We start from the raw sequence: 25,064 nt of genomic DNA, 5'->3' as shown, positions 1-25,064 counted from the left end.
TCAGTCGGCGTCGTCGAGGAGCCCGGCGTCGTGGGCGAGCATGGCGATCTGCACCCTGTTGTTCAGGTCGAGCTTGGTGAGGATGCGCGACACGTGCGTCTTGACCGTCGCGACGCTCATGTAGAGGGTGGCGCTGATCTCCGCGTTGGACTTGCCCTGCCCGATGGCGACCGCGACGTCGCGTTCGCGGCTGTTCAACGCCTCCAACCGGACGCGCGAGCGATCCTTGCGCTCGTCGCCCCTGCCGTCGGCGACGTGCGCGATGAGCCGCCGGGTCACCGCCGGCGACAGGACGGGTTCGCCCGCCGCCACCCGGCGCACCGCGGCGACGATCTCGGCCGGCGGCGTGTCCTTCAGGACGAAGCCCGCCGCGCCCGCGCGCAGCGCGCGGACAACGTGCTCGTCGGCGTCGAAGGTCGTGAGGATGACGACCTCGGGGGCTCCCTTCCCGCGCCGCAGCGCCTCGGTGGCGGCGAGCCCGTCGACGCCCGGCATGCGGATGTCCATGAGCACCACGTCGGGGCCGTGCTGCGCGACCAGCCGGGCGACCTCGGCGCCGTCGGCGGCCTCGGCGACGACGCTGATATCGGGGGCGCCGCCGAGCATCAGGGCGAGGCCGGAGCGGACGAGGGCGTCGTCGTCCACGAGGAGGACGCGGATGGGTGCGGGAGCGGGCTCGGTCATGGCGGCCAGGGTAGCCAGGCGGTCAGGACGAAGTCGCCGGATCCGGTGACTTCGTGCTCGATGCGGCCACCGGCGAGCGCGGCGCGTTCGGCAAGTCCGATGAGGCCCTGGCCCTGGTCCTGGCCCGGGTCTCGGCCCCGGCCGTGGGCTTGGCCGTCGCCGGGGGCCGGGCCGGTGCGTGCTGAGGCGGTGCGTGCTGGGGCGGTGGGGTTGCGGAGTTCGAGGCGCAGGCCGTCGCCGGGGGAGCCCGCCACGGTCACGGCGACCGCGCCGCCGGGGGCGTGCTTGCGGGCGTTGGTGAGTCCCTCTTGGACGATCCGGTAGGCGGTGCGGCCGATCGCTTCGGGCACGGCTATCTCGGGAACCTCCGCCGCAGGTGCCCCCGTCTCGGACTCGGTCTCGCCGGTCCCGGACCTGCCCGACTCGGCGCCGACCTCCGTCGTCAGGGCGACCCGCATCCCCGCCTGCCGGGACTCCTCGACGAGCCGGCCCAGTGCGCGCAGGTCGGGCTGCGGCCGCTCGTCGCCCTGGACGGCGGTGCCGGGCGCCGGTCCGTCGGTCCCGACGGGCGCGCGTAGCACCCCGATCACCTCGCGGAGGTCCTGCATGGCCTGGTGGGCGCTGGCCCGGATCACCCCGGCGGCCTTCGCGACGTCCTCCGGTGGGGCGTCGGGGCGGAACTCCAGCGCGCCCGCGTGCACGCTCAGCAGCGACAGGCGGTGGCCGAGCACGTCGTGCATCTCGCGGGCGATCTGGGTGCGGGCCTCCTGCTGGGCCTGCGCGGCGCGCAGGTTCGCCTCGGTCTCGGCGCGCCGGGCGCGTTCGCGGTAGGACAGGACGAGTTGGCGGCGGGCCCGCACGAACATCCCCCACCCGATCACCGTGAGGGTGATGACGGCCCCGAGCGCGAGATTGAACCCGAAGCCGAAGTCCTGGTCGGGGCGGATCAGTGGGCCGATCGCCCCGGCGAGAAGATTGACGGCTCCGGCGAGCGCCACGAGGGGGAACGGCCGGTGCACCGTCACGGTGAACAGTGCGACCAGCGTCGCGCCCGCCGCCATCGGGAAGAGCACGGACAGCGGGGTCAGCACGAGACACAGGGCGAGCGGCCAGCGTCGGCGCAGCCAGATCGCCGCACAGGCCAGCGCCCCGACCACCTGGTCAGCGATGAGGAGTGGGCGGGGGAGGTCCAAGCTGTACAGCTCCGCCGCCATCACCAGGCTGAATGCGACGGCGAGGAGGAAGCACGCGATGTCGACGGCCCAGTCGCGCACGGTGCGGCGGACGGGACGGCCGCCGGTGTCGGGCGCGTCCGCGTCGAGCAGGGTGGACGGCAGCAGCCACGGGTAGCCGCGGCGGGCGCGGCGCTCCGACGGCTGCTGCGAGGTGCTCATACCCGGAATCTAGGCGACCTCGGCGGGTACTTCCCGCCACCCGGCGGCGGTGCGCGGCGAAAATAGACCAAAGTTGGCGGCCGGGCGCCGCGGGTCATCCCTGCGTCGGTGCGGCAGTGTGCGGCCGAGGCCCTTCGGCGGGGGGAACGCGCCGCACAGGCGATCCGGCAGCGGGCAGCCGCTGCCTACCGTGATCGGCATGCGAAAGATCATCGAAACCGTGGGCTTCCTGATCGCGGTCCAGGGCGCGGTCGGGTTCATCGGGTACTTCTTCGGACCCAGCCCGTTCTGGTTCCTCGCCAAGCACATGGACTTCTACGCCGGCAACGAGGTGTTCACCAACATCGCGCTGCTCGTGCTGGGCGTGGCCGTCATGGCATCGGGCGGGGCAGTGGACCGCGCACGTGGGTGAGGTGACGCCGCCGACCGCCGCAACGCCGTTGCATCAACGGGCGCGAGAGGGATGTCGCGGTCCCCGGAGGCGAAGGGGGCGGGTTCACGGCCCTGGCGACCTCAGGCGTAGGGGCCGTGGTGCTTCGTGCCGCCGGATGCTCCGCACTCGCGACGGCAACCAACCCTCTCTCCGCCTGTCCGCTGGATGCTCCGCACGCCCCCACTGCGCCCGCTTCGCGGAGTATCGTGCAGCGGGGGCCCGCGGCGGCTGCCTTGCATTGCTGGTCAGCGGAGGAGGTCGGGTCGGTAGCGGTGGGTCTGTTGGAGGAGGGGGTTGCCGAACCCCGGCTCGCCCGCAGCGGAGAAGGAGATCGCGACGCTGTGCTGCCCGGTCTGCGGGTTGGTGGGCTGGGACGCCATGTGCTCCCGCAGCCAGAGGGGCGCGCGGCGCGGGACGACCCGTTCGCCCCAGCCGATGAGCCCGTCGGAGCTGGCGACCGGGGTCTGCACCTGCACGCCGCCGCGGGTGTTGAGCGGCTGCCGCTTCGACTGCTGGTCGTGGACGGTGCCGACAGCGGTGACGTCGGCCCAGCGCAACCGCACCTCGAACCCCATGGCGTCGCGCAGTTCCACGCCGACGGGGGAGACGATGACCTGCGTCCCGGTCTGCGCGCGGTGCTTCTTGTACAGCAGCGACCCGGCCGCGATCAGCACGCCCACGGAGCCGACGGCGATACCGGCCGGTGTGCCGGTGCCCTCCTGCATGGTCTCGAAGGGGATGGACGCAAGGAGGAGCAGGACGACGAACAGCATCCCGAGGACGGGCGTCCACAGACCGATGAACTTGAGGTAGGGGCCCGCGCTGGTCGGCGGCCGCATGACCGTGGTCTCGGGGTGGCCCGGGCGCGGCCAAGGCGGAGGTGGCGGGCCCGCGAATGACGACATGCGGGGCATCCTAGTTCGGCGCGGCGGTGAACGGGAGCCCGCTGTGTGCGGCGGGGTGCTCCGGCCCGGTCGGCCCGGCCGATTAGTGTCGGCGTGCGAGCGCCGTCGCACGGGGAGTGCCGCGGCGCGCCCCAGCCAGGCACGCCGCCAGCAGTGGCGCAAGCGATGAAGTGGAGACCGATCCGGTGGCCGACGACCACATCCCCCGGACGATGCTGAACCTGATGACCGGCGCGTGGACAACGAAGGCCATCTTCGTCACGGTCAAGCTCGGCGTCATCGACGCGATGGACGGCGACCCCGTGAGCGGTGCCGAGCTCGCCCGGCGCACCGGAACCGACCCCGACGCCCTGGTGCGGCTGCTGCGCCTGCTGACCGGGCTGGGGATCGTGGACAGCACAGGGGACGGGTTCACGACGACCCCACTGGGCGACTCCCTGCGCTCCGACGACACCGGGTCGATGCGCGACCTCGCCCTCATCTACGGCGACCCGTTCTACGACGCCTGGGGCCGCTTCGAGGACGTCGTGCGCACCGGCCGTGAGTCGTTCTCCACTGTGTACGGCAAGCCGTTCTTCGAGTACGCCAACGGGGAACCGGAGCTGGCCCGCACATTCGACCGGGCGATGTCGGCGGGGTCGGTGTTCTTCGCGGAGGTCCCGCGCGCGGTCGAACTGGCGGGGGTGCGCGGCATCGTCGACATCGCCGGCGGCTCGGGCGCCCTCCTCGAAACGCTGCTGGCGGCGGCGCCAGAGGCCCAGGGCGTGCTGCTGGAACGCGCCGACGTGCTCGAACCGGTCCGCCGCCGCATCGAGGGGACCGCGGTCGCCGACCGGCTCGACCTCCGCACGGGCGACTTCTTCCAGGCGGTGCCCGAAGGCGCCGACCTGTACGTGCTGTCCCGGATCCTGCACGACTGGGGCGACGGCGAGTGCTCCAGCATCCTCGCCAACTGCGCGGCCGCCATGGGACCGGACTCGCGGCTGCTGATCATCGAACGCCCGCTCGACCCCGGGCGGCCGGCGTCCTTCGCGTCCTACTGGGACCTGCACATGCTGGTCGTCATGACCGGCGCGCGGGAGCGGACCCCCGACGAATACGACCGGCTGCTCGCCGGTGCCGGCCTGGTCCCGGCGGCCCGCCACCCGCTGCCGCTCGACATGGAGGTCCTGGAGGCGCGGCTCGCCTGAGTGGGCGGCGCGGGCGGGGTGGATCTGGAGCGCCCGGCGCAGCGTCGGCCGCATAGCCGACCGCACTGCCGGACACCTTCTGGACGATCCGGGGTTGGTGGTGCGTCCGGCTGTTGGTGCGTCCGGTTGGCGGGGTCGTGGGGCGCTGGGGAGTCGAGGGCCCAGGCGTCCGTCGGCTCCTGGGGCGGTGGCCGGGGCGTGGGGGCCGGTGGGTGGAGCCGGTGCGCCTGGTGGCCCACGGGCCTTGCTTGGTGTTCGGGTGTGGCCGGTGCGCTGGCGTTCCCTGGGGGTTCGCCTGGTGTCCGGATGCGGTCGGGGTGCCGGTGTTTCCGGGGCTTCGCCAGGTGTCTTACGGGCGGCGCGGGTGCGCCCACTGCCCACCCGCCATTCCCGCAACGGTTTTCCTCTGCTCGTCCTCTGTTCGCCTTGCGCTGCTTTCTTTAGTCTGTCTTTACCCCGCTCGCAGCTTTCACTCGGCGCTCACCTTCCACGAGAGGCACACATCCATGAAGCTCCGGCAGTTCGTCGCGGCATCCTCCCTTGCCGCCGTCGGCGGTTCCGTCGCGCTTACGGCTTTGGCATCCCCCGCTGTCGCCGACCTGGTCACCTACTGCGATGGGGTAGGCGGGGCGGTCACCGTCCCCGGTGACCTTGTGGTCGCCAAGGGCAAGTCCTGCGACCTCACCGGCACCACCGTCGACGGCAACGTCACGGTGCGGTCCGGCGCCGACCTGGTGGTCGAGGACGGCACGTTCAAGGGCACGGTGGCCGTCGCCCAGGACGGTTACCTCGACGCCGTCAACACCTCCGTTGCCGGGAACGTCACCGCGCGGGGCGCGTTCGGCACCTACCTCGACGGCTCCACCCTCGGGCAGAACGTGCGCGCGGTGGCGGCCGACGGCGGCATCGAGACCGGGGCCCTGTTCCTCTACGGCTCCGAGGTCAAGGGCGGCCTCAGCGCGGCGACCGGCAACCTGTTCGCGGAGTCGACCGGTGTCGGCGGCAAGGTCAGCGCCGACGGTGTCGGGTTCGCCGACATCTACGACTCCGCCGTCGACGGCGGCCTGACCGTGAAGGGCGCCGCAGAGGGCAGCGTCGTGTGCGCCAGCGAGGTCCACGGCAACGCCGCCTACAGCGGCAACTCCGCCACGGTGCAGATCGGCTCCGACGGTCCGCAGAGCTCGTGCGGCGACACCTCCTACTGGGGCGGCAACGTCGCGATCACCGACAACACCGCCGACATCCACGTCAACGGCAACATCATCCGCGGCGACCTCACCGCGTCCGGCAACGACCCCGTCGCGCTGAAGGGCGCCGACAACCGGGTGCGCGGCACCGTGGGCGGCGAGTTCGGCGAGATCCCGGCGGCGAAGTCGCGCGCGTCCGCGGTCAAGGGCGACCGCTCCGCCGGCCTGAAGCAGGCAGGGGAGCAGCGCGGCGAGGACGCAGAGCGGGCGGCGAAGGCCGCGGGCAAGGCGTTCTAGCGGAGCCCGTCCCAGTACCGGCTCGACTGGCCTGACCGGCCCGGTAGACCCGATAGACCCGAGCGGTCTGATCGGTCCGGTCAGGCCGACCGGCCATCCCGTAGTACGCCAACTCTGGCCCCGGCCCCCATTGGGGGCCGGGGCTATTCGACGAGGTGGAAGCGCGGGTGCCGGAGCCAGGCGGCGAGGAACTCGGAATCGCCCACATGGCGGCGGAGGCGCTGGCCGTCGTCGGTGGCGTAGGGGACCTCGTACAGGGCTCCGGGGAGCGACCGGAGCAGCGGCGGGCCGTGCGGGTCACGGCCGAGGAGGAGCCCGTCGAAGTCGACGAGGGCGTCCCACCGCTGGGCGAGCGCCCGTGCCACATGCCCCAGGAGCAGCTGGTTCGCCCGCCCCGCCGAGCCGGCCCACAGCACCGACCCTTGGACGGGCGACCGGGCGAGGGGGGAGTAGTCGTCGTCGGACGCGGGAACGTCGTCGTCCGCCGAAAGTGTGATCCGGCCCGTTGCGGCGGCGTCGAAGTGCGGTTCGCCCAGTTCCGCGCCGGTGAGCGCGCCGTCGATCCAACAGGACACGTCGCCCTCGGCGCTGATCTCGATGGGCTCGCAGTAGCGCCGGAGCCATGACACGGCATCGGCGCGGACCACCTGCGGGTCGTGCCGCTCGAACCGCCACAGCCCCACTGCCGCACCCGCCATCACGCCTCCCTCTCGGATCGTACGGGCGACGCCTATGGCCCCTGCCCAGTCCCTCTGTCGGGCCCCGCTCGGCCCTCGTCCGGCCGCCGCTTGGCCTCTGCCCGGTCCCCACCTGGCCTCCACCCGGCCTCCGCCCGGTCGCCGCCCGGTCGCCGCTCTGCGGAGGGTGACCGCGACTTCCGGTCCGCGGAGGTGCTTCCGGCGAATACTTGGGTCGGTGCGAGCGCGCCTTTCGGCCGACGCGCCGCCCGCGGTCCCGTTTCTAGCGTCGTTGTCATGCACCGACCCGACGAACGGCCTACCACTCAGCCGCCCGCCGACCCACCGCCGCCCGCCGACCCACCGCCGCCCGCTGACTCACCGCCGCCGAGCAAGGGCGCGCGGCGCGGCGGCGTGCGCGCGTCAGAGCGGGCGCTGGCACCCGACGTGGCGCGCGGTTTCATGCTGCTGCTCATCGTCCTGTCAAACACCGGTTTCTACCTGTGGGCCGCCGAGCACGGCGCGTCGGGGTGGCACCCGGTCGACGGCTCGGCACTCGACCGCGTCGTCCAGTTCCTGATGATCACCATGCTGGACCTGCGCGCCTACCCGCTGTTCGCGTTCCTCTTCGGCTACGGGATCATGCGGCTGTACCTGCGACAGACCACGGCGGGGACGTCCGAGCGCGCGGCGTGCGTGCTGCTGAGCCGCCGCGGCCTGCTGCTGATCGCGTTCGGGTTCGTGCACGCCGCCCTGCTCATGGCGGGCGACATCGTCGGGTCCTACGGGCTGGCGAGCCTCATCCTGGTCTGGCTGTTCCTGCGGCGGCGCAGCGGAACCCTGCTGGTGTGGGCCGCGATCGCCGCGGCGCTGGTGGCCATCCCGGGGGTGGAGGCGGTGTGGGCCATCGCCAACGGGGACCTCGCCCAGCTCGGTACGGCCGCGACAAAGCCGTCGACCGTGTACTACGCGTCGGGGGAGGCCGACCCGGTCACCGCTATCGGCACCCGGCTTTCGACGTGGGCGTTCGTCACCCTCGGGGGCGGGCTCCTCGCCTTCGGCAGCCACGCGGTGATGCTGCTCGGATTCTGGGCGGCGCGCAGGAACATCCTGGAAGAGCCGCACCGCCACCTGCGGCTGCTCGGGTGGACGGCGGGAGTCGGGCTCGCGGTGGGCTGGCTCGGCGGACTGCCCGCGGCGCTCGCCCACGTCGGCGTGCTGGACGTGCCTCCGGAAGCGGTGTCGGAGGAGGGCGTGCTCGCGGCCGTCCAGAGCACGACCGGCATCGCGGGGGGACTGGGCTACGTGGCGGTGTTCGCCCTGCTCGCCCACTGGATCTCGACACGTGCGCAGCGCACGCGTGCCGCCGCCCCGACCGGTGCGAAGGGTGCCAACGCCCCGACCGGCGCAGCGGGTGCGGTGGGCGCGACGGGCGCAGTGGGTGCGACCACTGCGGTGGACGCAGCGGGCGCGAGGGGTGCAGCGGGTGCGGCAGCCGGGGTGGGAGCGACGATGGTCGCGGCTGTGGCGGCGACGGGCAAGCGATCGCTGTCCTGCTACCTCGGCCACTCCCTGATCTTCTCCCCGGTGCTGGCGGCCTGGGGGCTCGGACTCGGCGCGTACTTCGGCAGCGCGTCAATGGCGGCGTTCGCTGTGGCCGTGTGGCTGGCCACGGTCGTGGGCGCCTACGCACTGGAGCGCGCCGGGCGGCAGGGTCCCGCCGAAGCCCTGTTGCGCCGCCTCACCTACGGCGCACGCCGGCAGGATTGAGCCGGGTCCGGCGAGCGGCAAGCGGCGACCGGGCTGAGCGGGGTTCGGAGGAGGGCAGGCGGTGGCGCTGAGCCGGTTCCGGCGGACGGCGCGCGTCGGCAGGACTGAGTCAAGTCCAGCGGACGGCAGGCGGTGGGCCGCCTGCCGTCCGCGCTGCCGTCCGCGCTGCCGGTCGACCCGGTGCGCGGCCCGTTCCCACCAACGGTAATAATCAACCGGTGAGCACGATCGAACGACCCATGCCGCCCCTGAACGCCGACGAGCGCACCACCCTCGAAGGTTGGCTCGACTTCCACCGCGCCACCCTCGCCATGAAGTGCGAAGGGCTGGACGACGCACAAGCGGCCACCGCGTCGGTGCCGCCGTCGGGGTTCACGCCGACCGGCCTCGTCCAGCACATGGCGGAGGTGGAGCGGAACTGGTTCCGCCGCGTCTTCGCAGGGGAGCAGGTCCCGCCCATCTACGACCCCCAGGCCGACCCGAACGGTCCCGACGGCGGATTCGAGCTGTCCGCGGGCGCCACCCTGGACGCGGCCCTCGCCACCTGGAACACGGAGGTCGCCGCCGCGCGGGAACTCTGCGCCGGGCGGGCCCTGACCGACACCGGCGCCTTCATGGGCCAGGAGGTCAACCTCAGGTGGATCTACGTCCACATGATCGAGGAGTACGCCCGCCACAACGGCCACGCCGACCTGCTCCGCGAACGCATCGACGGCGTCACCGGCGTCTAATCGACGGCACCACCGGCTAGGCCGTAGGCCGGTGGTGCCGTCGGCGCGGTGCTGTGCAGAAGGAACCGCCAGGCGGAGTGAACACCGGACCTGAAGACCATGGACTGGGCCGGTCGCGAGGCGGGTTCACCACGAAGATTCATCTGGCGTGTGAGCAGGGACAGAAGCAGTTGTCGCTGCTGATCACCGCTGGGCAGCGCGGTGACAGTCCACAGTTCGAGCCGGTCCTGAACGCGATCGGGCTGCCCCGGCCCGGTGTCGGCCGGCCGAGAACCCGCCCGCTGCTCCGTGCGGTCATCACGGAGGAAGGGCGCATCGCCTGGCATTGGCGCGGGACGGAGTGTATGGAGTTGCACCTTCCGTAGCGGCATGTGGTCCTGTGGACTTACGCCCCGATCCCTTGAGGAAAGGTCCCTGCTCATGCACTCGTCTTTCACGCCACCCCGCCAGGTCAAGATCGGTGACGCGGCGGCCTTCGCCGGCACCACGCCACGGGCGATTCGCCATTACCACGAGATCGGCCTGCTCCCCGAGCCTGAGCGGGGCGGCGATGACCGCCGCCGCTACGGCTACGAGGACATGATCCGCCTGCTGTGGATTCGCAAGATGGCCGACGCCGGGATCGCCCTCGACGACATCCGTGACGCCTTTACCACCGGCGCGGCTTTCGCCGGTGCGGACAGCGGAGACGGTATCGCGGGCACCCTGGAGCGGTTGGAGGAAACCCTCGCCGAGCAGGAGGCGGAATTGGGGCGGCAACGGATGGCCGTGCAGCGGATGCGCACCGAGGGCAGCCGGATGGGCCTGCTCTCCGACTTCGTGACCGACCGTCTCAAGAGCCTGCCCGAGGGCTCCCTGCGTCAGGCGGACCTGGACACCCTGCTGGTCACTGAGCGGATCTTCGGCCCGCTCGGCGCGGCCGTCCAGGCCACCCGCTTCATCGCCCTGGCCACGCATCCCACTCTGCGGGAGGATTCCGACCGCATCGATGACGCCGAGGAGGCACTCGATGACAGCGTCGCCGTCGATGATCCACGGGTGGCTCAGGTGGCCGTCGAGCGGCACACCTTCGAAAGCGCCCTGCACGCCGTCATCGAGGAGTCCGGCCTGGATAAGGACGACGATGCCCTCTTCGACGCCTGGGACACTTTGCACCCCGCTCCCGCCGATGACGGCGAGGACGGGGCCGACCTCGGCTCCGGCAGGCGGGAGGCCGGCTCCATGAGCGCGTTCGAGGCCATCGGCAAGATGCCCTACGACGTCTCCCCAGCCCAATGGCGCTGTATGGAACTGGCCATAGAACTGTCCGCCCAAGACTCACCCGCCACCTAGAAATTGTTGCTCTTCCCCGCAGGTCACCCGCGTCCCGAGCTGCAACAAGGCCGCCCCGCAGACCTTCGGTCCAATACGCCGTAGGTCCACCCGTGATTGAGGGGGGCATTTTCCGCGTGGTCAGCGCGGGAACTCAGCGGGGGAACAGGGTGTCGAGTGAGGTGGCGAGTTGCGCCTCCTCGTAGTCGAAGTGGTCTTCCAGTTCGCCGCTCAGCTCGTCGAAGCGGGCGCGCAGTGTCGCGGGGTCGGTGCAGCTGTCCTCTGCCAATAGCGCGGTGAGGTCGGCGTTGATCCGAGCGACGGCCGTGTGCTCCGCCCTGAGCCGGGCGAGCGCGGGTGCGAGTTCGGGGAACCGCTCCTCCAACGGTGGAAACGCGGAGCCGTCCTCCTTGGTGTGGTGCTCGTGCAGCCCGGCGCAGAACGCCAGGCAGCGGGAGCGCAGCTCGGCGCCGACCTCCGTGTGGGGCGTGGCGGTTCCGCCGGTCTCCGTGTCGGCCCCCGTGTGGGCCAGCGTGTAGGCCCGGGGGTGGGCCGTGGCCTTCCCGCTGGCCTCCGTGTCGACCTCCGAGTGGGCCCCTGTGTCGACCTCCGCGCCGCCCCCTGTGTGGGCCCCCGCCTGGGCCGTGGCCGTCCCGGCGGCGGTGCCGAGTTGGGCGCGGATGTCGGCGAGTTCGCGGCGCATCCCGTCGTGGATGTGCACCAGTTCCTCGCTGAGGGCGTATGCGCGTGCGCCGTCGCCCGCCGGGCGCAGGGGGCGGAGTGCGACGACGGGGATGATCCGTTCGGTCTTGGCCTCGTAGTCGGCGAACGCGGGGACGAGGCGTGCCTGCCGGGCGTAGAGGCGGTCGCGCTCGGCGCCGTGCAGGACGGTCGCGATCGCGTCCAGGGTCGTCACTCCGTCGCGGGTCGCGTCCAGGTTGGTTACGCCGTCGCGGGTCGTGTCGGGCTGGTCGGCTTCCGCCTCTGTGGCGCTGTCGGCCGCGATCTCCACGGTCACGCGCGCATCGGCGCTGATGTTGTGAAACCAGGCCGGGTTGTGGTCGAAGCCCGCGTTGGACGCGAACACCACGATCCGTCCGTTGTCGCGCAGGTACATGGTCGGTGTGGTGTGCCGCCGCCCCGTCCTCGTTCCGGTGCTCGTGACCAGGACGAGGGGCGCGCCGTCGAACGGGCCGCCGACCCGACCGGCGTTCTGCCGGAACTCCGCGATGACCCGGCGGTTGAACTCGGCGGGCGAAGGCTGCTGTTGCTCTTCGGGCATGGACGGGATCCTCCCAGGTCGGAACCTCGGGTGTCAGATGCTGTTCCGACTAGCCTCTTTGACAACGAAGGTATTTATCTTTGAAAGCAAAGTTAATTTGGAGTCACAGGTATGTCAACAGAGCAGAGCGGCGGGGAGCGCGCGGCGGGGTCGGACGCAGCGGAGGGCATGAGCGTCGATGAGGGCATCAGGACCCTGCTGCTGCTGATGCCCCGCCTGGTCGGCAGGGCCAAGCGCACGCCGCCGCCCGAGCGGCTCAAGTCCGCGAACCTCGCGCCGCGGCACCTGTCGCTGCTGGCCTACCTGCTCTTCGATGGGCCGCTCGGCGTCAACGAGCTCGCGCGCCGCCTGGAGGTCGCCCCGGCGACGGTCAGCCTGATGGTCGGCGACCTCAACCGCAGGGGCGTCCTGGACCGCACAGAGGACGACGCCGACCGGCGCCGCACCGTCGTCAGCATCGCCGAAGCGAACAGGGACGCGGTGGACGCCTGGCTGGCCAGGAGCGCCGCTGCGTGGCGCAGCGCGCTCGACCCGCTGACCCCCGAGGAGCGCGCCACCTTCGTGCGGACCATGGCGGCATACGAGCGCGCCCTCGCCGCGGACCCCGAGCTGTAGCAGTGGACTCCGGCCTGCGGCTCCGTGCCCCGAGCTGTAGCAGCGGGCTCCGGCCAGCGGCCCCGGACCCCCACCTGTAGCAGCGTGCCCCGACATGCGGCCGCGGACCCCGACCTCCAGCGGCGGACCCGGGCGCACACGCCGGGGGCGGGCGCCGAACTGCGCCCGCCCCCGGTTACCCGCTGTCCCGGGTCGCCCCGGCCGCCGCGGCCGCCCCCGGTCTCCGGCGGAGACAGCAGCAGCGACAACGACAGCGACAGCGAACGGTCTAGAGACCCGTTCCGAAGACCACGCCGTGGTCGGTGAAGACGTCGGGGTCGCCCTCCTCGAACGCGGTGCCGACGGCGACGGCCCCGTTACCGCCGGGGACGTGTGCCAGGGTCGGGATCGACAGGTCGTACTTGTCGTCGGTCAGTTGCTGCCGGGTGGTCTCGCCGCCAGCGGTGCGGTGCACGAAGGTCGGGTTCCACGAGCCCTCGTTGAGCCACAGGCCGCCGTCACCGTCGTCGGCGACCGCGTCGTATGCGGCGTCGCCCTCGGTCTCGACGATGCTCCAGGCGTCGCCGTCGAAGTGGGCGAGCAGCGGACGGGAGTGGTTCACGTCGTCGCCGTCCTTCCAGGAGACCCCGCCGGCCGCCCACACGTCGTCGGCCGAGCGCGCGAACACGTCCTCGAAGACCGCGCTCGCCTCGCCGCCGGGCAGGTCGACCTTCGGCACCTCCATCGGGGTCCACTTCTCACCGTCCCAGCGCTCGACGCCCGGCTGGCCGCCGTCGCCGCCGCCAACAGCGAAGACGTCGTCGGCCGACACCGCCGACAGCGCGTTGTGCGCCGCCGGAGCGGGGTAGTCGCGCCAGATCTCGCCGTCGAAGAACGTCGCCCGGTCGTAGCCGTCGACGGGCTTCGCCAGCATCCACACGTTGTCGGGGTCGATCGCCTCGATGTCGGTGGGGGTCAGCGCCGGGTCGAGTTCGATGGCCTCCCACTTGTCGCCGTCGAAGTGGAGGGACGATGCCCCGCCCTCGGGAGAGCGCCCCGCCGCCCACACGTCGTCGGCCGCTGACGCGTCGGCGGTGCTGGGCACGACGCTCCAGCCGTCGGGCGTGGCCTCCTTCTGCCACTTCTCGCCGTCCCAGCGGTGCACCCAGGTCGCGCCGTCGTTCTGGGCGCTGTCGTCGCCGAACGCCCAGATGTTCGCGCCGTCGACCGCCGCGACGGCGTCGAACGAGCCGCCTAGCTCGGCCGACCCGTGGACCTGGGTCCATTGCGGGGCGGCCTGCGCGGGGGCCGCCAGTGCGGCCACCGCCGCCAGGGCGAAGGCGCCCGCTGCGCCTGTGCGTACTCGTGCGGTGTGCCGCCCGTGCCAACCGGTCTGGTGCATCCGACAACTCCCGTTAATGGTGGGATCGCGATCAGTTCACGCGTATGACGCGCGGCTCCCCCGGAAAGTTGAGCGGATACTGCGGAGAGTTGCGCACCGGTGACGTCCGAATCCCGACGGAAGCCCGTGACCGGCGGAAAGCCCCCTTGACCTCGACCTAACCTGAACTTCTACGGTGCGAGTGCACCGCCGTCCGGCAGCGCACCGACTGCTGACTCGCAGGGACAGGAATGAGGACAGCCATGCAGCGCACCGTCGTGAACCCGTGGAGCTACCCGGAGGGCCTCGACCAGGGGGTCATGATCGAAGGGCACCGGCGGCTGCTGTTCGTCAGCGGCCAGTGCTCGGTCTCGCCCGAAGGCGAGTCGCGGCACCCCGGGGACATGCGGGCGCAGACGCTCCTCGCGCTCGACAACGTGGCGGCCGTTCTCGACAAGGCCGGGATGAGCCTCGCCGACATCGTCCGTATGAACACACACGTCACCGATGTCGACGCGTTCTTCGAGCACGCGGGTGACGCCTTGGCGGATCGCCTGGCGGAGTTCGACGTCCGTCCGCCCGGAGTGCTGTCCGGCACCACCCGCCTGGGCCGCCCCGACCTCCTGGTGGAGATCGAGGTCATCGCCGCCGACTGACTCCGGCCCCGTTGGAACCGGCGGAGCGGGCGGCGCCTCCGGGTTCTTCGAGCCCTACGGGACGCCCAACCCAGGCGGGCTCCCGGCGTCTCCCAGCTAGGAGCGCCCGCCGCGTTCCCAGCGCTGGGCGGTCAGGGGTGCGGTTGTGCCCGCGAGCCGGTCCGCGATTGGCTGGACGAGCTTCGCCGCCTCGTCCTGGTGGGCCCTGACGACCGCGACGATCCCCGTCGTGTGGGACTGGTCCTCGTTGGTCAGAACGGCCACGAAGCCCACGCGGTCGTCCGGCTCGGCGCCGAGCAGGTGCGGTTCGGTGCCGCCGGCGTCGCGAAGCTCCGGGGCCCATTGGCATGTGACCAGCGCGTTCGGGACTGATGCGCGTGGGTCCTCGGCGGGTTTGCGGTCGAGTAGGACGACGGCTCGGACGGTCGTGATGTCCCGGTAGAGGCCGGCCGACCAGAAGGGCTCCTCGACCGCGAACCGGTCCGCATCGGCGCGGTCGGCCAGGTCGACCACATGGACGCTGCCCGTGTGCTCGGTCCCGTCCGCCGAGACCGTGGGGCCGCGCAGGATGAGCCGGTCGGCGAAGCCGTCCATGTACGACCAGTGCGCTTCGGCGAGGCCTTCCAGTTCGGCCCCGACCCCTGGCCTGTCCTCGGCATGAACATAGAACGGCATGCAGCAAACCTACCGAAGACCGCTCGCGGGCCGCTTGGCGGAGTTCGACGTCCGTCCGCCCGGCGTGCTGTCCGGCGCCACCCGCTTGGGCCGCCCCGACCTTTTGGCGGAGGTCGAGGTCATCGCCGTCGACCAACACCGGGTACGGCCGGCCGATGACCGATCCCTCCGCATCCCCCGCTGATCTTGACGAACTGTTCCCTCCGCGGCGGTTGAGGGAACAGTTTCGTCAAGATCAGCAACGGAACCGGGGGGAAGCGGACACGGCGGCGGTGTCCCGGTGCCGAGAACGACGGGGCGTGCAGTCTCGGCGCAATCAACTGACGCCAACGCAGTCTTGGTGCATGCGCCCCGCCGCCGGTGACCGCTGACCCGGGCCACCCGCCGCCCTCGGTGCTGCTTTTGACCGCAGACCGCCCGTCTGCGGGCCAGCGACAAGGCCGCCCCGCAGACGGACCGACCCCGAGGAGCCGAAACTCCACCTCGGTATGAGGACTCGATGGGGAGCGCCGGGCACAGCGTGGGGCGGGTCAGCCGATGCCGTAGAAGACGGAGCGTTCTTCGAGGAGGCTCGCGCCTTCGGGGAGAGGGGCCGTCTCGCCCAAGGGGATGATGCGCAGCCAGATATCGGTCTTGGGGGAGTAGACGTCGTACTGCTCGACCAGTTCCCAGAAGTCGACCATGAGGGCCGTGGCCCTGCACGCGCAGCCGGTGGCGCACAGGGTGATCCGCCGGGGGGATTCGTGGCCGATGAGGGTGAAACCGTCCTCATCGGGCTCCCCGCCCTTGATGATCTGGACGATGGACGTCGTCAGGTCTACCTGGGTGGTCGTCATGGGAGCAGCTCCTTGAGGGAGGTGGGCACCGTGGGTGCCCGACTGGCTCCGGTATTCGCTCAAATTTTTCGGCCGGGTTGCGCGCACTACGATCGGGAGCACCAGAAGGAGGAGAGGTGACCGCGTGGCCGAAGGGCACTCGCCGGGCGTGCGTCGCCGACGCTTGTCGGCGGCCCTTCGCCGTCTGCGATCGGACGCGAAGCTGACCGCTGCGGAGGTCACCGGACGGTTGGGCTGGTCGTCCGCAACCAAGCTCACCCGGATCGAACGCAATGAGTGGAAGATCCCGCGCCCGAAAGAGGTCGCGGCGATCCTGGACGTCTACGACATCCAGGGCGATGAGCGTGATCATCTGCTCAGCCTGTCGGAGCAGGCGCGCGGGCGCAGTGATTGGCATGAATATCAGGACCTCTTCACTGGGCCCCTGCCGGAGTTCGAGGCTGAAGCGACCCGGATCAGAACCTATGAATCTGTCTTGATACCGGGACTTCTGCAAACGCCTGAGTACGCCGCATCAGTAGCCATGGCCAGTCAGATTGTTCCTCCCGGGGAGATCGACCGCAAGGTCGAATCGCGGATGATCCGACGCCGAGTCCTTGATCACCCTCGGGGGCCGCAGTTGACGGCGGTGATCGATGAACCGGCCCTACGAAAGACAGTCGGGTCATCCGAGACCATGGCCGCACAATTGCATTTTCTCGCTGGGATGACCGCACACTATAAGGTAACGGTTCTGGTGATCCCGGATACCATCGGTGCGCATCCGGCGATGGACGGCGCCTTCTCTTTGTTCGATTTTCCTCGGCCTGAGCCAGGGGTCGTCTTCATTCCTACTGGGCTCGAAGCCTTGTATGTCGAAGATTTCTCTTATTTCGATCGGCATGTCCTGATTTTTGATGCCATCCAGAATCTGGCGCTCGGCCCGACGGAATCTCTCGAAATGATCAACTCAATCTCTGTCGAACATAAGCAGCGGGATGGCAAATGATCCTGAACTTCAGTAAGTCTTCGTACTCATCGGGTGGCGACAACTGCGTCCAGGTCGCGCACGCCACCCCCGCCTTCCGCACCTCTTCGTATTCCTCAAGCGGCGACAACTGCGTCGAGGTTGCCGACCTCCCCACTGGGGCCGCTGTTCGGGACTCCAAGCATCCTGATCTGGGGTTCCTGCCCTTTGCCGCCTCGGAGTGGGCCGCCTTTGCGCGGGTGCTCCGGGGCGACGCCCTCTAGCCCACTGGTCCACTAGTCCGCGTCCGCCGACTCCGATCCATCGCACGAAAGCCGAGTAGCCCACCATGAGTGACACCGAGAGGGACGTCCGCCTGGTCGCGGAGCGCGCCAAGGACGCCGCCGCCGACCTCGCGCCCCTCAGCAGGGCCGCGAAGGACGCCGCCCTGCTGGCGATCGCAGACGCCCTCGTCGCCGAGTCCGCGTCGATCGTCGCGGCGAACGCCGACGACGTCGCCCGCGCCCGCGACAACGGGGAGAGCGAGGCGATGGTCGACCGCCTCGCCCTCACCGTCGAGCGCGTGAACGACATCGCCGACGCGGTACGCGACGTCTGCGACCTCCCCGACCCCGTCGGGGAGGTGGTGCGCGGCCGGACCCTGCCCAACGGGCTCGAACTGCGCCAGGTCCGAGTGCCTCTCGGTGTCATCGGCATCATCTACGAGGGACGCCCCAACGTCACCGTCGACGCCGCGGCCCTCTGCCTGAAAAGCGGCAACGCCGCGCTGCTGCGCGGCTCGTCGTCGGCGTACTCCTCCAACTCGCGCATCGCCGAGGTGCTGCGCGCGGCTCTCGCGGACACCGAGGTCCCGGTGGACGCGGTGCAGCTCGTGCCCGGCACCGGGCGCGACTCCGCGCAGCACCTGATGCGGGCGCGCGGCCTCGTGGACGTGCTGATCCCGCGCGGCGGGGCCGCGCTCATCCAAGCCGTGGTGGAGGGCTCGACGGTCCCCGTCATCGAGACCGGGGCCGGCAACTGCCACGTGTACGTGGACGCGGACGCCGACCTGCGCAAGGCGGTCGCCATCACGCTGAACTCCAAGACGCAGCGGCTGTCGACCTGCAACACCGCCGAGACCCTGCTCGTCCACGCCTCGGTCTACGGGAAGTTCCTGCCGCTGCTGCTCCCGGAGCTGCGGGAACGGGGGGTGACAGTGCACGGCGACGAGCGGGTGCACGCACTCGACGCCGAGAACGTGGTCGCGGCGAACGACGCCGACTGGTCGACCGAGTACCTGTCGGCCGACCTCGCCGTGAAGGTGGTCGACTCCCTGGACGAGGCGGTGGCGCACATCCGCCGCTACTCCACCGACCACACCGAGGCGATCGTCACCGAGTCGCAGTCGGCGGCGCGCCGGTTCGTCGCGCGGGTCGACTCCGCCGCGGTGATGGTGAACGCCTCCACCCGGTTCACCGACGGCGGCGAGTTCGGGTTCGGCGCCGAGATCGGCATCTCCACCCAGAAGCTGCACGCGCGCGGGCCCATGGGGCTGCCGGAGATGACGTCGACCAAGTACGTGGTGACCGGCGACGGCCACCTCCGGTAGCCCCTCCTCGTCCAGTCCGGAGACTGCGGGACGACCCGGTCGCCGAACCTCCGGCGTCCGTTCGGCCGACGCTGCTGCGCAGGCTCAACGGCAGCCCTGCCCAGGTCCGCTGCGCACAAGGACGCTCTCGGCCCGCGCCCCCGACACGAGACCGGGCCCCGGTCAGGTGCCCGCGATAGGGGTGGTCTGTGCCAGGGCGATTCGCCACGTGCCGTCGTCGCGTACGAGGACGTAGGTGAGGCTGCCGGTCGACGGCAGCGGCGCGGAGCCGGGGTCGCGTTCGTCGGAGACGTGCTTGACGCAGCTCACGACGGCGACGTCGGGCCGGGTGAAGCGGATGTCCTCGATCTCCACCCGGGTCAGCACCTTCGCCATCGGCGACGCCAGGGCCGCTGCCATGGCCTGCCTGAGGTTGTCCCCGCTGAGGACCCGGCGGCCCGCGATGTTCACGATCGCCGTGTCGGGTGTGTGCAGGTCGATCAGCCCGAGGTCGGTCTGGTGCCGCTCCGCGTCAGCGACGAGCCGGCGGATCGCAGTCTCGGCGTCCTCTGCCTCCGCGGCGCCCTGCGCCTCTGCGGTGGTCGGTGTTTCGGTCATCGTGAACCCCCAATAGTCCGCGTGGTCCGCATAGGTCGCGTAGTCCGCCGACCGTGCGCGGGCCGTCGTGCGTGGACCGTGCACGGGCCGTCATGCGTGGTCCGTGCGTGGTCCGTGCTGTCGTGCGCCCCCGGCGGAAGCGCGGCGGCCGCGCTTCCCATCTTTTCCGGAGCGTTTCGTTCCGCTTTGAGGCTATAGCGGAGCGAATCGCTCCGCAAGGGATAGGATCCCGGTGATGACGAAGCCAGCACGCAGGGCCCACCGGCGGGTCGACGCCGAGGCCAACGACCGCGCTCTGCTCCGCGCGGCGCATGATGTCCTCGCCGAGGACGGCGCGCACGCCTCCGTCGCCGCCATCGCAGCGCGTGCGGGGGTCGGGATCGGCACGCTGTACCGCCGCTACCGCACGAAGAGCGAGCTGTTCCAGCACCTTTGCGCGGTGTCGCTCGACCAGTGGCTCGCGGCCGCCGAGGACGGCCTCGCCCACGACGACCCGTGGGAGGGCCTGGCGCACTACGTGACCACCGGCGTAGCGCTGGGCTCCGGCTCGCTCGGACCCATCGCCGGGATGATCGAGATCACCGAGGAGATGGCCGACAAGAACACCCGGTCCGACGCCGCCGCGGCGCTGCTGGTGGAGCGTGCGCACGCGGCGGGCGTGCTGAGGAGCGACGTCACGGTCATCGACCTGCACCTCCTGCTCGAACAACTCGGCAGGTCGCCGCTGCTCGAACAGCTCGGCCGGCAGGGGCGGCCGGACCTTGTCGAGGCCGCCCGCAACTCCAGGGCCAGGATCACCGCCATCGCGCTCGACGGCCTGCGCGCGCCTGCCCCGCGCCCGCTCCCCGGGGCCCCGCCGGGCTACGAACTCTTCTCGGAGCGCTGGGAACCCCCGCCGCCCGGCACCTGACCGCGCACGGGGAGCGGCCCGCCCGCATCCCGGCCCTGACGCATCCCGCCCCGCCCGGACTCCGGCCCGGCCCTCATCCCGGCCCGCTTGGACTCCGGCCCGCTCGCATACCGCCTCACCCGGCCTCCGGCCCGGTGTCCGCATTCGGCCCGGGCCGTCTCCGGAACGCGCGGCGGAGCCGCCCGGTCCGCATCCGGCCGCGGCCGTCGCCGGAAGCTCGCTTTCCAACGGGGGCGGGCTTCTCTACCATCGCGGTGTGCTCTCCGATTCCCGCGTCACGCGCCCCCTCGCCATCGGGGTCGTCGGCGTGCTCGCGGCAGGGATGGGGGCGGTGTGGGCCCTCGGCGGGTTCGACAAGGCGCCCGAGGAAGGGCCCGAGCGGATCGCCCCCGGCGCGGAGATCGACCAGGGCGCGTTCACCGCCAAGGTCGTCCGCGCCGTCGAAGCCGGGCGGCTCGACCCCGACTCCCCGGAGGCCGAGGCCAGGAAGATCACCGAACCGCAGCGCATCATCCGCCTGGAGATGCGCGTGACCAACCTGGACACCAAGGTCTACGACCCCATGAACTACCTGGGCACCTCGACGCATGAGGAGGGCGAGAAGGTCCTGATCCCCCGCATGAAGGTGCGCGCCGGAGAGGACGACTACTTCAACTCCTACGGGCTGAGTGTGCGCAGCTCCGACCGGCGGGAGTTCTACTTCCCCGCACAGGTCGAGGTCGGGTTCCACACCGAGTGGCTCCTTCCCGCCGACCGTGAGCCGCCCGAGGAGGTCACGGTGGAGCTCGCCACCTACGAACCGCGCGGCGTCGACTTCTACGACATCCCCGATTACTGGCTGCCCGAGCTTGAGGACGATCACGACGGCCCGCTGGAGGGCTCCGACGATCCGCGACCGAGGATGGCGTTCCAGGTCGTGACCCCGGTCGAGGAGGAGAGGTGAACGGAGCCGCCGTCATGCGGTGGGTCCGCGCGTGCGCGGGCGCCGTCTTCACGGTCGCCGCCCTGGCCGCGACCCTGGCGGTGCGCGATGCCATGCCGACCTACGAGGAGCGCTACCGCCCGCTCGGCGACAGCGGCGCCGTCGGCGAGAAGCTCGGCACCCTCGACTTCACCTTCACCGCCGACAAGGTGGTGCTCGCCAAGGCGGTGCGCACCCGCCCCGACACGGGCTTCAGCGACACCGTCGCATCGAAGCGGCTGTTCAAAACCGACCTCGTCTGGGTGATCGTGCAGGGCCGCACCACCGCGACCCGGCGCGCGCTCACCGACCCCATCGACGGTGCGCGGGCGATCACCGCCGACGGGGTGGAGATGCGCACCGGATCGGGCGCGTTCCTCCCGCCCGCCGAGCGCGGCGACCAGGTGCCCATGGGCCGGGCCATGGGCGTCACGTTCGTGTTCGACGTTCCGCCCGAGGACCTCGACGGTCTGCGCATGCGCCTGACCGACCCTCCCGGGCTGATCGACGAGGAGTTCACCGGGCTGCCGTGGCAGGACGCCCGCCTCGCCCCGGGCGTCGAGGTCGACCTCGGGCTCGACGCGGAGTCGGCGCGCGATGCGCGCGACGCCTACGAACTGCCGGAGTACGAGTGAACCAGCACGAGCCGCGCACCGCCCCGCCGTCGACGCCGTCGGCAGCGGACCCCCTCGTGCCCGCGGCGGTCCCCGCCGCGCGCCGCGCCGGCCGCCGCCGGCGCGGCATCGGGCGCCGCATCCTGCGCGGCACCGCCCTGGTCCTCGCCGCTGTGCTGCTCATCGGCGGCACCATCGCGCTGCGGATGCGCTCCGACATCGCCGACACCCGGCGGCACATGCAGGGTGAGGACATCACGGACGCCGGTGCCGACGGCTCGGCGCGCTACAAGGGGCTGACGTGGCGCCTCGTCAGGGCCCCGGCCGAGCCGGACGAGCCGATCGCGGGACAGGGGGCCCCGAAGGGCTGGGCCCAGCGCGAGGCGCTGATCGAGATCACCGGCGACACCGACCGGATCGACCGCATCGTCAGGGAGTCGTCGTACGGCGACAAGGGGAAGATGACGACCGTCGACTTCGCCGACACCGACGACCGCCGCTGGGGCGCGGTGCCCGGCTTCGAGGCGTACCGGCGTGTCGACGTCGAGAGGCAGCCGGTGGTCCTGCGCGTGTGGGGCGACATCCCCGAACAGGTCGCCGACGACATCGACGTGGTGCTCACCGTGTCTCCGAAGGCGCCGATCCTGGAGCCGGGGGAGTCCCCGCCGTGGACGCACTCCCTGCGGATGCGCGGGTGAGCGGGGTGTCGTCCCTCGGGATGTCGACCCGCGCGGCGCCGTCCCCCGGGGCGCCCTCGCCCGGCGGGGTGCGCGGGCCGCTCCGCCGCCGGGTCTCGCCCGCCCCGATGTTCGGTTCGAGGACGACGTGCACCGCTGCGCCGAGGACGGTCGTGGTGAGCACCGCCGCGACCAGGTCGCGCCCGACGTCCAGCGGCCCGATGGCGACGTACCACCAGGTGGCCTCGTGCGGGCCGATCAGCTCGGTCGCCAGCAGCCACAGCCACTGCGCGGCGTACTCGGCGAGGCTGTAGCAGAGGACGAACGCCGCGAGGACCGGCATCCCCGCACCGGCCAGGAACCGGAAGGCGTGCAGCACCGGCCCGTACTTCTCCCACCCGCCGCGGGTGCCTGTGGCGATCGCGCGGTGCAGGTGGGTCGGCGCGGCGCCCATGCGGTCGCGTGCCGCGCTCCAGTGCCGCGCGGCGAAGGAGTGCGGGTAGCTCTCGATGTCGACGCCGTAGACCAGGGTGGCGATCATCAGCCACACCAATGGCAGCGCGATGCCGCTGGAGATGTCCGGCCAGGAGTCCGACAGCCAGGCGAAGACCTCGGGCAGCCCCGGGACCAGCGCTATCGCGGACTCCCACACGTCGCCCGCCGCACGGACGGCGACCCGCTGGTCGAGCCAGCCGTTGAACCGGCCCATCAGCCGGCTCAGCGAACTCACGGCGAAGAGGGTGAACGCGGTCTCGCAGAAGGCGGCGCCGACAGTGGGGAGCACGCCGCCGCGCCGCCGGTGCAGGTGCTCCAGCAGCATGCGCAGGACGAGGGCCGCGCACGCCGCCGCGACGGCCACCCGCAGGTCGGTGACGATGCCGGCGGGGGCGGCGGTCTCGCCGCGGCCGTAGGTGGTGAGCGCGACCTCCTCCGCCACCCGCGCCTGGTCGAACGCGCCGACGTCGGAGATCAGCTGCCCCCACAGCACGTACAGCAGCACGAACGGCATCATGGTGCGGCTCAGGACCTCGAAGAACCCCTGCCTGCGGTGGCGCGCGGCCCCGCGGGGGAGCGCGATCCCGCTGCGGAGCGTGTACAGCATCCCCAGCGAGGACACGGCGGTCGCCATGACGAGGACGGTGAACACGAGGACGTTGAGGGTCTGGCGGACGAGGGAGTCGGCGTCCTGCGACAGGTAGCCGCCCAGCAGGGTGAGGCAGGTCCGGGAGAACTCCCCGAAACCGAACCAGACCGCGAGCGGCACCGCGAACACCGCGGCGAGCCGCAGGGCCGACAGAGGGATCTTCAGCGCGCGCATGGGTAAGCTCCTCGGCTTGCCCCTCGGGGGGAGGGCGTCGAGGCATGCTAGCCCAGGCCGGTCGCTGATCCACCGGGTGCCGTGCGGCCGCCGGGCCGCGAGGGTGCGCCGGTCAGAGCGGCGGCCGCCGCCCCGGACGCGGTGGGTGGCACCCCCGGCCGGTTCCGGCCAGGGCCCGCGGGGCGGCCCGGCTAATCCCACGACGGGTCCGGGTCGGCCGCGCGCCCTGGTCGCTACCGCGCCCCGGCCACCACCGAGGCCCGGTCGCGACCGCGGACTCGCTAGCGCTGGTTCTGGTCGCTGCTGCTGTCGCCGCCGCGTCCGCCGCCGTTCTTCCAGCGGTCGGCCACCGAGTCGAACAGCTTGCCGCCCGCGTTCGCCGCGCTCCCGGCGACGTCGCGCAGGGTGCCGACGAACGGGTCGGTGGTGCGCTCCCACGACTCCTTGTAGGAGTTGGCGGCGTTGCGCGCCTCCTCGCCGACGGAGGCGTCGCGGTCGGTGTCGCGGCGGGGGTAGTCGCCGTTGAGGATGCGGCGGTAGGAGCCGTCCTCGATCCACCGGTCGAGCTCGGCGAAGCGGACGACGGCGAACGGGTGGGTCTGGCCGATGAGGTTGAGCAGCTTGAGGAGGCCGTCGCGGGCGTCGCCGCCGCGGTCGTACTCCTTGGCCTGGTCGCGGAACGCGTCGGAGTTCATCTCGGCGAGGCGGGAGCCGCCGGCCATCTTCATCAGCGCGCGCTTGCCGGCCTCGGGGGACTGGCAGGCCAGCACGCCGGCGCGGTCGCACGACAGTTCCGACTTGCGGTACCACTCCTCCAGGGCCGCCACGATGGCGCGGATGCCGATGTAGCCGAGGGGGATCCACGCGACGCGGGCGGCGAGCTGGATGAGCGCCAGCAGCATCGTGCGGTACACCGCGTGCCCCGACAGGATGTGGCCGACCTCGTGGCCGACGACGAAGCGCTGCTCCTCCGGGTCGAGCAGGTCGAACAGCCCGGTGGTCATGACGATGAACGGCTTGCTGGAGCCGATGGCCATGGCGTTGGGCCGGGGGTTCTGCTGGATGTACAGCTCGGGGACCTCGTCGAGGTCGAGGATGTAGGCGGCGTCGCGCACGTAGTCGTAGACCTCGGGGAACTGCCGCTCGCTGACCTTCACCGCGCTGGAGAGGAACATGAGCCGCAGGGCGCGCTCGCTGAACAGGCCGGAGAGGCGCTTGAAGACCTCGTCGAAACCCCGGAGCGACCGCAGCGCGACCAGTGCGCCGCGATCGGCCGGGTGCTCGTAGGCCCGGGAGCTGAGGTTGGCGAGTCGGACGCGGGTGCGATCAGGAGTATTGGCCATGGGGGCATGCTATTCGCCGCCGCAGCGCGATGCCACGGTTCCGGCAGTCAAGATATGACGCGTTCTCAGGGTCCCATTCAGGGGTG

Annotated in this window: 27 protein-coding genes and 1 pseudogene; 17 read left to right on the top strand and 11 right to left on the bottom strand. The window is 71.5% G+C overall.

The window, feature by feature from the left end; all coding sequences use genetic code 11:
• Both CLV63_RS01250 and CLV63_RS01245 read right to left on the bottom strand, forming a co-directional pair.
• Positions 1 to 684 carry a response regulator gene (locus tag CLV63_RS01250; RefSeq protein WP_106580960.1) on the bottom strand — a complete coding sequence of 228 codons (684 nt, stop codon included), beginning with the start codon at positions 682 to 684 and terminating at the stop codon, positions 1 to 3.
• Positions 681 to 2,078 carry a sensor histidine kinase gene (locus tag CLV63_RS01245; protein WP_106580959.1) on the bottom strand — a complete coding sequence of 466 codons (1,398 nt, stop codon included), beginning with the start codon at positions 2,076 to 2,078 and terminating at the stop codon, positions 681 to 683. Before CLV63_RS01245 ends, CLV63_RS01250 begins: the two co-directional genes overlap by 4 nt.
• A 199-nt stretch (positions 2,079 to 2,277) precedes the next feature.
• Between CLV63_RS01245 and CLV63_RS01240 the strand changes: the two genes are divergently transcribed.
• Complete coding sequence (locus tag CLV63_RS01240; RefSeq protein ID WP_146165497.1) at positions 2,278 to 2,490, top strand: hypothetical protein; 213 nt, start codon at positions 2,278 to 2,280, stop codon at positions 2,488 to 2,490.
• Positions 2,491 to 2,756: 266 nt separating this feature from the next.
• Here CLV63_RS01240 and CLV63_RS01235 read toward each other — a convergent pair whose 3' ends face one another.
• A complete protein-coding gene (locus tag CLV63_RS01235) occupies positions 2,757 to 3,416 on the bottom strand; it encodes a hypothetical protein (protein ID WP_146165496.1) in 660 nt (219 codons plus the stop codon).
• Between the two features lie 185 nt (positions 3,417 to 3,601).
• On the opposite strand from CLV63_RS01235, the gene CLV63_RS01230 reads away from it, so the two are divergent.
• Together CLV63_RS01230 and CLV63_RS01225 are read left to right on the top strand one after the other, a co-directional pair.
• Positions 3,602 to 4,606, top strand: a complete 1,005-nt coding sequence (locus tag CLV63_RS01230; RefSeq protein ID WP_146165495.1) for a methyltransferase — start codon at positions 3,602 to 3,604, stop codon at positions 4,604 to 4,606.
• 506 nt (positions 4,607 to 5,112) lie between these two features.
• Positions 5,113 to 6,090, top strand: coding sequence for a hypothetical protein (locus tag CLV63_RS01225; protein WP_106580955.1), 978 nt, complete (start codon positions 5,113 to 5,115; stop codon positions 6,088 to 6,090).
• Between the two features lie 143 nt (positions 6,091 to 6,233).
• Here the strand turns inward: CLV63_RS01225 and CLV63_RS01220 are convergent, their stop codons facing one another.
• On the bottom strand, positions 6,234 to 6,788 hold the full coding sequence (locus CLV63_RS01220; protein ID WP_106580954.1) for a DUF6368 family protein: 555 nt from the start codon (positions 6,786 to 6,788) through the stop codon (positions 6,234 to 6,236).
• A gap of 276 nt (positions 6,789 to 7,064) precedes the next feature.
• Here CLV63_RS01220 and CLV63_RS01215 point away from each other — a divergent pair, with 276 nt between their 5' ends.
• The 4 genes and pseudogenes from CLV63_RS01215 to CLV63_RS01200 all read left to right on the top strand — a co-directional run bounded on the left by CLV63_RS01215 (position 7,065) and on the right by CLV63_RS01200 (position 10,600).
• Positions 7,065 to 8,537 carry a DUF418 domain-containing protein gene (locus CLV63_RS01215; RefSeq protein WP_245928508.1) on the top strand — a complete coding sequence of 491 codons (1,473 nt, stop codon included), beginning with the start codon at positions 7,065 to 7,067 and terminating at the stop codon, positions 8,535 to 8,537.
• Between the two features lie 218 nt (positions 8,538 to 8,755).
• Positions 8,756 to 9,268 (top strand): DinB family protein, encoded by a 513-nt coding sequence (locus tag CLV63_RS01210; RefSeq protein WP_106580953.1) that lies wholly within the window; start codon positions 8,756 to 8,758, stop codon positions 9,266 to 9,268.
• Between the two features lie 104 nt (positions 9,269 to 9,372).
• Positions 9,373 to 9,549: pseudogene (locus tag CLV63_RS34360) on the top strand (IS5/IS1182 family transposase); the annotation flags it as partial.
• A gap of 139 nt (positions 9,550 to 9,688) precedes the next feature.
• Positions 9,689 to 10,600 carry a MerR family transcriptional regulator gene (locus tag CLV63_RS01200; protein WP_106580952.1) on the top strand — a complete coding sequence of 304 codons (912 nt, stop codon included), beginning with the start codon at positions 9,689 to 9,691 and terminating at the stop codon, positions 10,598 to 10,600.
• A 133-nt stretch (positions 10,601 to 10,733) separates the two neighbouring features.
• On the opposite strand, the gene CLV63_RS01195 is transcribed toward CLV63_RS01200, so the two are convergent.
• A complete protein-coding gene (locus tag CLV63_RS01195) occupies positions 10,734 to 11,861 on the bottom strand; it encodes a nitroreductase/quinone reductase family protein (RefSeq protein WP_106580951.1) in 1,128 nt (375 codons plus the stop codon).
• Positions 11,862 to 11,972: 111 nt separating this feature from the next.
• Between CLV63_RS01195 and CLV63_RS01190 the strand changes: the two genes are divergently transcribed.
• Positions 11,973 to 12,476 (top strand): MarR family winged helix-turn-helix transcriptional regulator, encoded by a 504-nt coding sequence (locus CLV63_RS01190; protein WP_106580950.1) that lies wholly within the window; start codon positions 11,973 to 11,975, stop codon positions 12,474 to 12,476.
• 268 nt (positions 12,477 to 12,744) lie between these two features.
• Here the strand turns inward: CLV63_RS01190 and CLV63_RS01185 are convergent, their stop codons facing one another.
• Positions 12,745 to 13,857: a hypothetical protein gene (locus CLV63_RS01185; RefSeq protein ID WP_245928507.1), complete on the bottom strand. Its 1,113-nt coding sequence runs from the start codon at positions 13,855 to 13,857 to the stop codon at positions 12,745 to 12,747.
• Between the two features lie 242 nt (positions 13,858 to 14,099).
• Here CLV63_RS01185 and CLV63_RS01180 point away from each other — a divergent pair, with 242 nt between their 5' ends.
• The gene (locus tag CLV63_RS01180) at positions 14,100 to 14,492 is read left to right on the top strand and encodes a RidA family protein (RefSeq protein WP_106580949.1); all 393 of its coding nucleotides are present in this window, start codon (positions 14,100 to 14,102) and stop codon (positions 14,490 to 14,492) included.
• A gap of 96 nt (positions 14,493 to 14,588) precedes the next feature.
• Here CLV63_RS01180 and CLV63_RS01175 read toward each other — a convergent pair whose 3' ends face one another.
• A complete protein-coding gene (locus tag CLV63_RS01175) occupies positions 14,589 to 15,167 on the bottom strand; it encodes a YciI family protein (protein ID WP_106580948.1) in 579 nt (192 codons plus the stop codon).
• On the opposite strand from CLV63_RS01175, the gene CLV63_RS01170 reads away from it, so the two are divergent.
• A complete protein-coding gene (locus CLV63_RS01170; RefSeq protein WP_106580947.1) occupies positions 15,166 to 15,351 on the top strand; it encodes a hypothetical protein in 186 nt (61 codons plus the stop codon). The two genes, CLV63_RS01175 and CLV63_RS01170, sit on opposite strands and share 2 nt — an antisense overlap.
• 346 nt (positions 15,352 to 15,697) lie before the next feature.
• On the opposite strand, the gene CLV63_RS01165 is transcribed toward CLV63_RS01170, so the two are convergent.
• On the bottom strand, positions 15,698 to 16,003 hold the full coding sequence (locus CLV63_RS01165; RefSeq protein WP_106580946.1) for a hypothetical protein: 306 nt from the start codon (positions 16,001 to 16,003) through the stop codon (positions 15,698 to 15,700).
• Positions 16,004 to 16,127: 124 nt separating this feature from the next.
• Here CLV63_RS01165 and CLV63_RS01160 point away from each other — a divergent pair, with 124 nt between their 5' ends.
• The 3 genes from CLV63_RS01160 to CLV63_RS01150 all read left to right on the top strand — a co-directional run bounded on the left by CLV63_RS01160 (position 16,128) and on the right by CLV63_RS01150 (position 18,558).
• Positions 16,128 to 16,991, top strand: a complete 864-nt coding sequence (locus tag CLV63_RS01160) for a helix-turn-helix domain-containing protein (protein ID WP_106580945.1) — start codon at positions 16,128 to 16,130, stop codon at positions 16,989 to 16,991.
• Positions 16,988 to 17,233: a DUF397 domain-containing protein gene (locus tag CLV63_RS01155; RefSeq protein WP_106580944.1), complete on the top strand. Its 246-nt coding sequence runs from the start codon at positions 16,988 to 16,990 to the stop codon at positions 17,231 to 17,233. The genes CLV63_RS01160 and CLV63_RS01155 overlap by 4 nt, the downstream gene beginning before the upstream one ends.
• A 65-nt stretch (positions 17,234 to 17,298) precedes the next feature.
• The gene (locus CLV63_RS01150) at positions 17,299 to 18,558 is read left to right on the top strand and encodes a glutamate-5-semialdehyde dehydrogenase (protein ID WP_106580943.1); all 1,260 of its coding nucleotides are present in this window, start codon (positions 17,299 to 17,301) and stop codon (positions 18,556 to 18,558) included.
• A gap of 162 nt (positions 18,559 to 18,720) precedes the next feature.
• Here the strand turns inward: CLV63_RS01150 and CLV63_RS01145 are convergent, their stop codons facing one another.
• Positions 18,721 to 19,155: a YybH family protein gene (locus tag CLV63_RS01145; protein ID WP_106581242.1), complete on the bottom strand. Its 435-nt coding sequence runs from the start codon at positions 19,153 to 19,155 to the stop codon at positions 18,721 to 18,723.
• A gap of 235 nt (positions 19,156 to 19,390) precedes the next feature.
• On the opposite strand from CLV63_RS01145, the gene CLV63_RS01140 reads away from it, so the two are divergent.
• The 4 genes from CLV63_RS01140 to CLV63_RS01125 all read left to right on the top strand — a co-directional run bounded on the left by CLV63_RS01140 (position 19,391) and on the right by CLV63_RS01125 (position 22,338).
• Positions 19,391 to 20,065, top strand: coding sequence for a TetR/AcrR family transcriptional regulator (locus CLV63_RS01140; RefSeq protein ID WP_106580942.1), 675 nt, complete (start codon positions 19,391 to 19,393; stop codon positions 20,063 to 20,065).
• A 256-nt stretch (positions 20,066 to 20,321) separates the two neighbouring features.
• Positions 20,322 to 21,008 (top strand): hypothetical protein, encoded by a 687-nt coding sequence (locus tag CLV63_RS01135; RefSeq protein ID WP_106580941.1) that lies wholly within the window; start codon positions 20,322 to 20,324, stop codon positions 21,006 to 21,008.
• Entirely contained in the window at positions 21,005 to 21,661 is a 657-nt protein-coding gene (locus tag CLV63_RS01130) for a hypothetical protein (protein WP_106580940.1), read from the top strand. The genes CLV63_RS01135 and CLV63_RS01130 overlap by 4 nt, the downstream gene beginning before the upstream one ends.
• Positions 21,658 to 22,338 carry a hypothetical protein gene (locus CLV63_RS01125; RefSeq protein WP_106580939.1) on the top strand — a complete coding sequence of 227 codons (681 nt, stop codon included), beginning with the start codon at positions 21,658 to 21,660 and terminating at the stop codon, positions 22,336 to 22,338. Before CLV63_RS01130 ends, CLV63_RS01125 begins: the two co-directional genes overlap by 4 nt.
• Here the strand turns inward: CLV63_RS01125 and CLV63_RS01120 are convergent.
• Complete coding sequence (locus tag CLV63_RS01120) at positions 22,259 to 23,635, bottom strand: hypothetical protein (RefSeq protein WP_106580938.1); 1,377 nt, start codon at positions 23,633 to 23,635, stop codon at positions 22,259 to 22,261. The genes CLV63_RS01125 and CLV63_RS01120 overlap by 80 nt on opposite strands.
• Before the next feature lie 281 nt (positions 23,636 to 23,916).
• Positions 23,917 to 24,978 carry a M48 family metallopeptidase gene (locus tag CLV63_RS01115; RefSeq protein WP_106580937.1) on the bottom strand — a complete coding sequence of 354 codons (1,062 nt, stop codon included), beginning with the start codon at positions 24,976 to 24,978 and terminating at the stop codon, positions 23,917 to 23,919.
• Positions 24,979 to 25,064 lie beyond the last annotated feature (86 nt).

This window comes from Murinocardiopsis flavida (genome assembly GCF_003014485.1).
Classification (GTDB): Bacteria; Actinomycetota; Actinomycetes; order Streptosporangiales; family Streptosporangiaceae; genus Murinocardiopsis; species Murinocardiopsis flavida.
The sequence above is the reverse complement of the archived record's forward strand: the minus strand, read 5'-3'. Positions and strand labels throughout refer to the sequence as shown.